Consider the following 10,046-nt stretch of genomic DNA (forward strand, 5'->3'; position numbering starts at 1 on the left):
CGGATGCAACGCCGGCCACATTCCCCTGCCCGCACAACCACCACAAGATCAACAACCACGAAAACGATCACCCAAAGCCAGCCGGTGGATCCAGGTTGAGCGTTGCGAACGGGGCGTTCACGCGTGACCTGCGTCGCCCAGCATGCGAGCCCACCCGCCGCATCGCACACTGGTGGTGATGGGGGCTTAGGCCGAATGGGTTAGACCAGGGTGGAAGGAGATCGCGCCGGTCACGGCGCGAGCTGAACCATGAGTTCGCAGGACGGGAAACCAGTGGTGGAGCACACCGCCACGCAGGGACTGGCCAACGCACCGGACACCGCGGGTCCGGGTCACCCGCCCGACGAGCACGTCCCGCTCGAACTCGCCGCCGACCGGCCCGCCGAGACCGACCGCACGGTGTTCTGGATCGCGGCCGGGCTCGCGCTCGCGATCATCGCGTGGGGTGTGCTCTCGCCGTCAAGCCTCGCGAAACTCGCCAAGACCGTGCTGAACGACGCCGTGATCCCGTACGGCGGCTGGGCGTTCGTGCTCACCGCGAGCGGGTTCGTCGTGTTCGCCGTCTGCCTGGCGATCAGCCGGTACGGGCGGATCCCGCTCGGCCAGGACAAGGAACTGCCCGAATTCCGGACCTCGTCGTGGATCGCGATGATGTTCAGCGCCGGGATGGGCATCGGGCTGATGTTCTTCGGCGTCTACGAGCCGGTTTCGCACCTGGCCAGCCCGCCGCCTGGTACCGCGGCCGCCGGCTCCGACGAGGCCGTGCACACCGCGATGGCGACCACACTGTTCCACTGGACGGTGCATCCGTGGGCGATCTACGCGGTGGTCGGGCTCGCGATCGCGTACAGCACCTTCCGCAAGGGCCGCAGCCAGCTGATCAGCTCGGTGTTCGTGCCGCTGATCGGGAAGCGGCGTTCCGCGGGCCCGCTGGGCAAGGCGATCGACATCATGGCGATCTTCGCGACACTCTTCGGCTCGGCCGCCTCGCTCGGGCTGGGCGCGCTGCAGGTCGGCGGCGGGATGGCGGCGGTCGGGTGGATCGACAACCCCGGCAAGGGTTTGCTGGTCGCGATCATCGTGGTGCTGACCATCGCGTTCATCGCCTCGGCGGTGTCCGGGGTGGCGAAGGGCATCCAGTGGCTGTCGAACATCAACATGGTGCTCGCCGCCGTGCTCGCGGTGTTCGTGCTGGTGGTCGGGCCGACCGTGCTGATCCTCAACATCGTGCCCGGCGCGATCGGCGACTACTTCCGCGAACTCGCCGAGATGTCGGGACGGACCGGGATGACCGGCGGCGAGCAGATGCAGACCTGGCTCAGCGGCTGGACCGTCTTCTACTGGGCGTGGTGGATCTCGTGGACGCCGTTCGTCGGCATGTTCATCGCGCGGATCTCGCGTGGGCGCACGATCCGGCAGTTCATCTTCGGTGTCATCGCGGTCCCGAGCATCGTGAGCCTGATCTGGTTCGCGGTCTTCGGCGGCGCGGCGATCAGCAGGCAGCGGTCCGGCACGAACATCGCGGGCGCCGGCAGCGCCGAGTCGGCGACGTTCAAACTGCTCGAGACACTGCCGTGGTTCGTGCCGATCGCGATTCTGGTGATGCTGCTGGTGTCGATCTTCTTCGTCTCGGGCGCGGACGCGGCGTCGATCGTGATGGGAACCTTGTCGCAGAAGGGATCCGTGTATCCGGCGAAGTCGGTGGTGATCTTCTGGGGTGTGCTGATGGGCGGGGTCGCCGCGGTCATGCTGCTGGTCGGCGGTGACGAGGCGCTGACCGGCCTGCAGAACCTGACGATCCTGATCGCGGTGCCGTTCCTGGTCGTCATGATCGGGCTCTGCGTCTCCGTCTGGCGCGACCTGCGCGACGACCCGTTGATGCGTCAGGAAGACGCGATGATGCGCTCGCTCAAGGAGTTGCACGAAGAGCGGACGAATGGTCAGCGGAAGCGGCGCCTGCGCAAGGCTTAGCGGGCCCTCCCGGGTCGATTGAAGGAATGAACGCCACATTCACAACGCTGAGCGACATAAACGCCCCGTTCATGTCGTCCGGCCCGCGCGACGATGCGGACAAAAGCGACAAGCTGGGGCATAAATCGTCAGCGCGAGTCCTTTGCGGATGTTGTGCGGTCGCCTGAGGCAAGTTGATCTTCGTGAAACCCGAGTTTGGGCCTTTGAATGGCCTGAACTCGGGTTTCACGTATCCGCGCGGCCGCGGTGTCCATGCAACGCTCACGAGCCCTTTACTCCCACCTCGGCGCCTGCTTGTTTCCACCAGGCCGCGTCTTCGGGGGTGTTGACGCCTTCGGCGATCACGGTCGCGCCGGCTTGGCGTGCGAATTCGGCCAGGCCGGTGACCAAGGCGCCGGTATGCGCTGTGACGCGGCCGGTGAAACGGACCGCTTCGACCGGCAGTTCGCCCAGATCGACCGCGGCGGCCTCGGAGAAGTCGCGAATCTCGGCGCGGACGCCGATATCGGCCAGTACCTTCAGGTTGTCGGCCGCGTCGCCATGCGAAACCAGCGCCGAAGCCGGGAAACCGCAACGCAATCGCGTCGGCTCGACTCCGGTTTCGGAAAGAGTCTCGCGGATGGTGCCGACCAAATCCGGGTCGGCGGCCTGACGAGCGGTGAGCCCGATTGAAATCGGCAGTTCCGGCACGGTCTCGCAAGCCTTACGAAGCAGCCAGCCGCCGAGAGGAAGAATCAGGCCGGTCCGGTCGGCGAGCGAAATGCACTCTCGATGCGGCAGCTTGCCGTCTTCGGGGTGATTCCATTGGAGCAGCGCCTCGACGCCGACGATCTCGTCGTCGGCGAGGCGGACGAGTGGTTCATAAACCACGGCGAGTTCGCCGGTCTCCCAAGCGCCGGGCATCGACGCGGCCAGCTGGAACTGCTTGCGGTCGACGGTGTCGCGCTCGGAGTCGAGCAGCTCCCATTGCCGGTGGCCCTTGGCCTGCGCGCGGCGCAACGTCATGTCGACCGCGCGCAGCAGCTCGGCGGGCTCGACGTCGCGGGCCGGGCGGTGCGCGACACCCATGGTCGCCGAAATCCCCACGCCGTGGCCGCTTTCGAGGTACTCCGGCTCGGACAGTTCCGCGTTGATCGTCCTGATCATCGTCGGCACGTCCGGGGTGGACGGCGTGTTCTCGATCAGGATGCCGAACTCGTCACCGCCGAGCCTGGCGATGAACGCGGTCTCGCCGGAGAGCACGGCCTTCAGCTTCGCCGCGACACTCCTGAGCAGCCGGTCGCCGGTCGCGTGGCCGAACCCGCCGGTGATCAGGCGGAAACCGTCGAGGTCGAGGTGGTAGACGGTGATGCCGGTAGCCGGATCCGCTTGGCGCAGCGCCTTTTCCAGGCGGGTGCTGAAGAACTGGCGGTTCGGCAGGCCGGTGAGCGCGTCGTGCAGTGTCTGGTGCGTCATCCGCCGCTGCAGCAGCGACGCGTCGGTCTCGTCCTCGATGATCGTGACGAACTGGCGCGCGCCGCCGTTGTCGCGGACCGCCGAGGCCACCAGGTTCACCCAGATCGGCTCGGCGCCGCCGACCAGGAACCGGCGCGTGATTCGCAGCTTCGGCGACTGGGGGTCGAGCAGCTCGCGGTAACCCTCGCGCAGCGCTTCGGCGTCCTCTTCGTGGACGAAAGCGAACAGCTCACGCCCGATCAGCTGCGCGGGCGTGTGCTGGAGCGACTCGGCCAGCGCGTCGTTGACGCGCAGGAACCGGCCCTCCAGGTCGGTGAGAGCGACCCCGCTGGTCGTGCCGGTGAAGAGCTGCTCGAACTGCGCCTGCGCGATCAGCGTGGCCCGGCGGGCCTCCTGCTCGACCTTGAACAGCGCGCGGCTGAGGTCTTCCTGGCGTGCCTGGATGTTCTCGCGCAGTGTCTCGCTGTACCCGGAGGTCAGCGCGCCCAGCGCGAGCACCACCCGCTCGGTGAGCCGGTCGAGCTGGCGTAGCTCGGGCGCCTGCGGCAGCGCCTTGCCGAGCACCTCCATCGTCACGCGCAGGCTTTCCGGGCCCACACAGCGCAGGTCGACGAGCTTGCCGCCGGCCTCGATCGCGAGCTGCTGGCCGTCGGAGTCACGGCGCACGGCTTCGATCAGCAGGTCGACCAGCGCCCGGAGATGCTGCTCGAGCTCCTGGTGCGGGTACGGGAGATACGCCGTCATGCTGATGAGGTAGGCCCATTTGCGCGCGACGGCGTCGCGTGACCGATAGGGGCTGCTCGCCGTCGGCCACGCGTCGTTTTCCGGATGCGGGACTGTCACGTCTGCGGTGTCCAGGGGTCAGGTGCGAGTCCGGCACAGGGATACCGGGCACACGTATGCGCGGATTCTCCAGTGCTACGCAGAGTTTAAGAATTACCTGATCGGGTGGTAACGCTATGCAACCACTCCGAGACGGTCACGCAGCCAGTCGCGGGTCGCGTCGCGGTAGGCACCGGCGTTCTCGTGCAGGCCGAGCGAATGCCCAGCTCCAGGCAGTACGAACGTCGAAAGCTGGGCGGCGGGCGCGTAGTACGGGGCCTCCTGGGCACGCAGGTTCTGCGCGTTCGAGCAGTCGCGCAACGCGAGCACTCCGCAGAACAGCACGTCTTTTTCACCCACTGCCTGCAACACCGGGACGTCGATGCCCAGCGTCGCGGGCAGCACGATGCCGAACACCGCGACCGTGCCCATGCCCGGCACCGAGACCTGGTCCTTTGTGGCTTCGTCCGCCGCGATCACCGCGGGGTCCGAGTCCCCTGCCGCGTAGAACAGCCAGGACCGCGCGCCGGGACTCGTCGTGAAGTACAACGGATCGCTGCCGAGCGCGGTGAGCGCCGGATCCAGGAACGCGGGGTGCAGTCCGAACACGACACCCAGCAGCAGCACCGGGATCGCCGGGATGTGGGTCATTCCGCTCAGCACCACACCGTCGACGTCGTGATAGGTCGACGCCTCCGCGGCCACGATGCCCGAGCCGACCGAGTGCCCGACGATCACGACCTTGGCGAACGGGATCCCGCCCACATGCCCGGCACGCAGGTGACTCACCACCTGGTGCATGGACTCGGCCTCGGCGGCCAGCGTCATCCACAGGCTGGCCGGCTTGCTGCTCTGCCCGGTGCCGAGCCGGTCGGGCGCGAAGGTCGCGAGGCCGTGCGCGGCCATGTCGCGTTGGTACGAGTACTGCCCGGATCCGTAGGGCAGGTCCCAATAAGCGCTGTTGTACGTGCCGCCGTGGACGAGTAGCTGGACCGCGCCGGGCGCGGGGCCGTCGGGCAGGCACAGCCGGCCGTACACTGTGGACGGCGTCGGCGGCAGCAGCACCGGAAGGCCGGGGCCGGACACCGGAAGGTTCACATCAGAGCAGGTGAACGCGGTCGCCCCGGCGCCGGGAGCCGTCACGGTCGCGCCCAAGAGCAGGCAGCACGCGGACAGCGCGACGACCAGTTTGCGTGGCACACGCATGAGCCGACCTCCGGGGGACTCGAAGAAGGACAAGGAAGAGTACTACCGGTAGCCGGACGGTCACCCGCGCGGTACCGCTGTCATCGGGAGCTGATTCGGCTGCATGGTGGCTTTGATCTTGGGGTAGACCGTTTTCCCCGGCACCGGCACGAGGCGCCAGCGCGCGCCGATGGTCGCGGCGACGATGGCGATCTCGGCGGGTGCGAACTGATGACCGGGGCAGAGCCGGGCTCCCGCGCCGAACGGGATGAAGGCGCCCTTGGGAAGTTCCTCCGCCGCGCCGGGTGCCCAGCGGTCCGGGTCGAACCTGCCCGGATCGCCGAACCAGCGCGGATCCTGGTGCAGTGTGTGCTGGCTGACCGCGACCTCGGTGCCCGCCGGGATGCGCACACCACCGAGTTCGACGTCCTCGCGGGCGCGGCGCATCAGGATCAGCGGCGGGGTCCGGCGGACGACCTCGTTGATGATCTGGTGCGTGTAGCGGAGTTTCGGCAGGTCCTCGAACCGGGCTGGCCGGCAGGCGAGCACCTCGTCCACTTCGGCGTGGAACCTGGCTTCGATGGCGGGATCGGCGCCGATCTCGTGGAAGAACCAGGCCAGCGCCACGGCGGTGGTCTCGGCGCCGGTGGTCAGGATGGTGATGACCTCGTCGCGGATCTGCTCGTCGCTCATCCGCTCGCCGGTTTCCTCGTCACGCGCCATGAGCAGCATCGAGAGCAGATCGCCCTGGTCACCGCCCTCGGCCCTGGCCGAGACGATGGCGGCGCCGATCACCTGGCGCAGCCTGGCCGCGGCCGCGTCGAACCGCCGGTTGGCCGGGATCGGCAGTTTTTCCACCGGCTTCGGGGAAAACGCCCGTACCAGCACGTATTTGAGCATGATCGGGATCGACCGCTGGATCTCGGCGAGCACGTCAGCGCCGAGCTCGGTGGAGAACAACGTCCGCCCCGCGATGCCCAGCGCGATGTCCTGCATGCGCCGGTCCACCTCGATGACCTGGCCCGATCGCCAGGAATCCGCGAGTTCCGCCGCCATCGTGGTCATCGTGGACTCGGCGTACGCCGCGATCCGCCCGCGCGCGAACGCGGGCAGCACCATCCGCCGCTGACGGCGGTTGAACTCGCCGTTCGAGGTGGCGAGCCCGTCACCGAAGAGCGGGCGCATCTTGTCGAAGACGATGCCTTTGTCGAACTTGTCCGCGTCGACGGCCAGCACCCGCCAGGCGAGTTCCGGGGTGGTGACCAGGTAAACCGGGAGCGGGCCGAGATAAAGCCGCACCACATCGCCGTAATCGCGTAATGAGGTGAAGAGTTTCAGTGGGTCCCGCAACATCGGTATGGTATGGCCCAACAACGGCCATCGACCGGGAAGAACCGCTGCTTTATCTGTCACCGCACACGCCTCCCTCCCGAACGGCCGGACAGGAAACAATAGAATCCGTCAAGCCCGCAAAGCGAGACCGGGCGCGGACGTATACACGAATGGAGGAAGACCGGTGACCGGGGATCTGAGCTGGGTACCACCGGAAGTCGACACCACGGTGCCGAATCCGGCCAGGGTCTACGATTATTGGCTCGACGGGGATCACAATTTCCAGGTGGACCGCGAGCTGGGTGAGAAAATACTCAACATCATGCCGGGAGTCCGCGACGCGGCGCGGCTCAATCGCGCTTTCCTCCGCCGTGCCGCGCTTTTCATGGCCGAATCCGGAATCAGGCAATTCCTCGACATCGGCTCCGGAATCCCGACCGTCGGAAACCTGCACGAAATCGTGCAGGGAGTCGACCCGGATTCCCGTGTCGTCTACGTGGACCGCGAATCGGTCGCGGTGGCGCACAGTCAGCTTCTGTTGTCCGGCAACAAGAACTGCGCGGCCATCCAAGCGGATCTGCGCGATGTCAACGAGATCGTCAACCACGAGCGGACCAGCGAGCTGCTGGACTTCAGCCAGCCGGTCGGCGTGTTCATGTTGCTGCTGCTGCATTTCGTGCCCGACTCGTGGAACCCTGGCGCCATCGTCTCGCGCTACCGGGAGCGGCTCGCGCCGGGTAGTTTCCTCGCCATCTCCCACGTCGCGGCCGACTCGAACTCGCCGAAGCTGGACGAGGCCGTCGAGGCGTACAAGAGCACGCAGAATCTGCCGCAGCCGCGCACCCACGAGGAGATCGTGCGTTTCTTCGACGGCTTCGAACTCGTCGAGCCGGGGGTCGTCGGCTGTGCGATGTGGAACCCGCAGGGTGCGGGTGACATGTCCGACGACCCCGAGATCAACGCGCTCCCCTATGCGGGCGTCGGCCGCAAACCCTGAGTCCTGGCGAAGACGCGGAGGTCCTCGGCGAGCAGATCGGGGACCTCCATCGCGGCGAAATGCCCGCCGCGGTCGAATTCCGACCAGTGCTTGATCTTGCCACTCGGGTCCATGAGGCTCTGGATGGTGGTGTCACCGGCGAAGACGGCGACACCGGTCGGCGGCCCCTCCTGCTCCCAGTCGCCAGAATCCTGTTGCGCCGCAAAGGCTTTCCACGCCTGCATGCCGTCGTACACGGCGTGCGCGCTCGAGGCGCCGGATTCGGTGAACCAGTACAGCGTGACGTTGGTGAGCAGCTGGTCGAGGTCGACGGACTCGGGCAGCGTCGCGGCCGGGTCCGTCCACTCGCAGAACTTCTCGACGATCCAGGCGAGCTGGCCGATCGGTGAGTCGTTGAGGCCGTACGCGAGCGTCTGCGGCCGCGTCGACTGCATGACCAGGTAGCCGATCCCCTCCTCGCGGAACCGGTTGAACTTCTCGGCGCGCACCCGGTCGGCGCCGGTGAACGCGCCTGCGTCGAGCGCCGGGCCGAACGGCGTCGACGCCGAGGTCCCGCTGAGATGAACTCCCGCCACTCCTTGCGGATCGACGATCGGCAGCATGCCCGCGACGCCCGCGCCGACATCGGTGCCCTGCACGACATAACGCTGATAGCCGAGGCGCCCCATGAGCGTCGCCCATGCTTGTGCCACACCGAAGAGGTTGAACCCCTGCTCAGCGAGCGGCGTCGAGAAGCCGTAACCCGGCAGCGACGGGATCACCACGTGGAAAGCGTCGGCGGGGTCGCCGCCGTAGGCGCGAGGATCGGTCAGCGGACCGATGAGACGCTGGAATTCGACCGGCGAACTGGGCCAGCCGTGGGTGAGGATCAGCGGCATCGCGCCCGGTTCCGGCGAGTGCTGGTGGAAGAAGTGGATCCGCTGCCCGTTGACCTCGGTCAGGAACTGCGGGATCTCGTTCAGCTTGGCTTCCTGCGCACGCCAGTCGAATCCGTTGGCCCAGTAGTCGGCGAGCTGCTTGAGATAGCGGGGCGGGACACCGCGGTTCCAGTCCTCGGTGGGCGAGGCGGGCCAGCGGGCCCCGGCGAGACGTCGGCGCAGGTCATCGAGGTCGGTCTGGGGGATCTCGATGCGGAAGGGGAGGATTTCGTTCGTCATGGGGGCAACGCTATGAGCCAATGCGGAAAGCTACGTTCCGCATTGAATGCCAGACTTGAAGAATGTTGGAAACCTCGGCCAGGCTGCTGCGGCTGCTCTCACTGCTGGAGACGCGCCGTGACTGGACCGGCCCGCAGCTGGCGGACCGGCTCGAAGTCACGACGCGCACGATCCGCAACGACATCGAACGCCTGCGCAGCCTCGGCTACCCGGTCGAGGCCGCGCCCGGTGTCACCGGTGGCTATCGCCTCGGCGCGGGCGCGTCGCTGCCGCCGCTGCTCCTCGACGACGACGAAGCCGTCGCGGTCGCCATCGGGTTGCGCACGGCCGCGGGCGGAACCGTTGCGGGGATGGAGGAAACCTCGGTCCGCGCGCTCGCCAAGCTCGAGCGGCTGCTGCCGTCCCGCCTGCGGCACCGGGTCGGCGTGCTGACGAGCACGGTGGTCACACTGCCCCGGCGCGGCCCGGAGGTCGATCCGTCCGTTCTGGTCGCCATCGCTTCCGCTTGCCGTGATCATGAGCGGCTGCGGTTCGACTACCGCACACATGACCGTGAAGACAGCCGTCGCGTCACCGAGCCGCATCGGCTGGTGAACAACGCGGGGCGCTGGTATCTGCTCGCGTGGGATCTGACCAGGGAGGACTGGCGGACGTTCCGCGTCGACCGCATCACGCCGAAACTGCCTGCGGGACCTCGGTTCACGCCACGCGAGATGCCGGATGAGCAGGTGGGCGAGCGGGTTGCGTCGGGGGTCGCCGTGGCGACCTGGCGGTATCAGGCGCGGGTGCGCGTGGACGCGCCCGCGGCGCACGTGTCGGCCTGGCTGCCGGTGGCGACCGTGGAAGCGATCGACGCGCGGACGTGTGTGCTGACGGCGGGTTCGGACACGCCGGAGATGCTGGCGTTCCACTTGGGACTGCTCGACGCGGACTTCCACGTCGACCCGGCCGAGGCCCCCGAACTCGCCGCCTACCTGGAAAAACTCGCGGCCAGGTGCGCGGCGTCGGTCAAGGGGTCGTGAGTGTTCCCGACGGTTAGTCTTGGTCGCCCTTGCGGGCGTCCCTTCGCGGGCTGAAAATTGTGGGTGGCTGCCTGTTGACGTCGTGGTTCTTTGGTTGTGGTGAGG

Annotated in this window: 7 protein-coding genes; 3 read left to right on the top strand and 4 right to left on the bottom strand. The window is 67.5% G+C overall.

What is annotated here, in order from left to right; all coding sequences use genetic code 11:
• Positions 1-249 precede the first annotated feature (249 nt).
• Positions 250-1,971, top strand: a complete 1,722-nt coding sequence (locus tag ACFV15_RS46585; RefSeq protein WP_378359735.1) for a BCCT family transporter — start codon at positions 250-252, stop codon at positions 1,969-1,971.
• A 261-nt stretch (positions 1,972-2,232) separates the two neighbouring features.
• On the opposite strand, the gene ACFV15_RS46590 is transcribed toward ACFV15_RS46585, so the two are convergent.
• From ACFV15_RS46590 to ACFV15_RS46600, 3 genes are all read right to left on the bottom strand, one after another.
• Positions 2,233-4,269, bottom strand: coding sequence for a putative bifunctional diguanylate cyclase/phosphodiesterase (locus tag ACFV15_RS46590; protein WP_378359737.1), 2,037 nt, complete (start codon positions 4,267-4,269; stop codon positions 2,233-2,235).
• 114 nt (positions 4,270-4,383) lie between these two features.
• Positions 4,384-5,454 carry an alpha/beta hydrolase gene (locus tag ACFV15_RS46595; RefSeq protein ID WP_378359739.1) on the bottom strand — a complete coding sequence of 357 codons (1,071 nt, stop codon included), beginning with the start codon at positions 5,452-5,454 and terminating at the stop codon, positions 4,384-4,386.
• A gap of 60 nt (positions 5,455-5,514) precedes the next feature.
• The gene (locus tag ACFV15_RS46600) at positions 5,515-6,846 is read right to left on the bottom strand and encodes a cytochrome P450 (protein WP_378359741.1); all 1,332 of its coding nucleotides are present in this window, start codon (positions 6,844-6,846) and stop codon (positions 5,515-5,517) included.
• Between the two features lie 103 nt (positions 6,847-6,949).
• On the opposite strand from ACFV15_RS46600, the gene ACFV15_RS46605 reads away from it, so the two are divergent.
• Complete coding sequence (locus ACFV15_RS46605) at positions 6,950-7,762, top strand: SAM-dependent methyltransferase (RefSeq protein WP_378359743.1); 813 nt, start codon at positions 6,950-6,952, stop codon at positions 7,760-7,762.
• Here ACFV15_RS46605 and ACFV15_RS46610 read toward each other — a convergent pair.
• On the bottom strand, positions 7,735-8,919 hold the full coding sequence (locus tag ACFV15_RS46610) for an epoxide hydrolase family protein (RefSeq protein ID WP_378359745.1): 1,185 nt from the start codon (positions 8,917-8,919) through the stop codon (positions 7,735-7,737). The two genes, ACFV15_RS46605 and ACFV15_RS46610, sit on opposite strands and share 28 nt — an antisense overlap.
• Before the next feature lie 62 nt (positions 8,920-8,981).
• Between ACFV15_RS46610 and ACFV15_RS46615 the strand changes: the two genes are divergently transcribed.
• Complete coding sequence (locus ACFV15_RS46615) at positions 8,982-9,941, top strand: helix-turn-helix transcriptional regulator (protein WP_378359747.1); 960 nt, start codon at positions 8,982-8,984, stop codon at positions 9,939-9,941.
• The last annotated feature ends 105 nt before the right edge of the window (positions 9,942-10,046 follow it).

Source organism: Amycolatopsis sp. NPDC059657, assembly GCF_042734395.1.
Taxonomy (GTDB): Bacteria; Actinomycetota; Actinomycetes; order Mycobacteriales; family Pseudonocardiaceae; genus Amycolatopsis.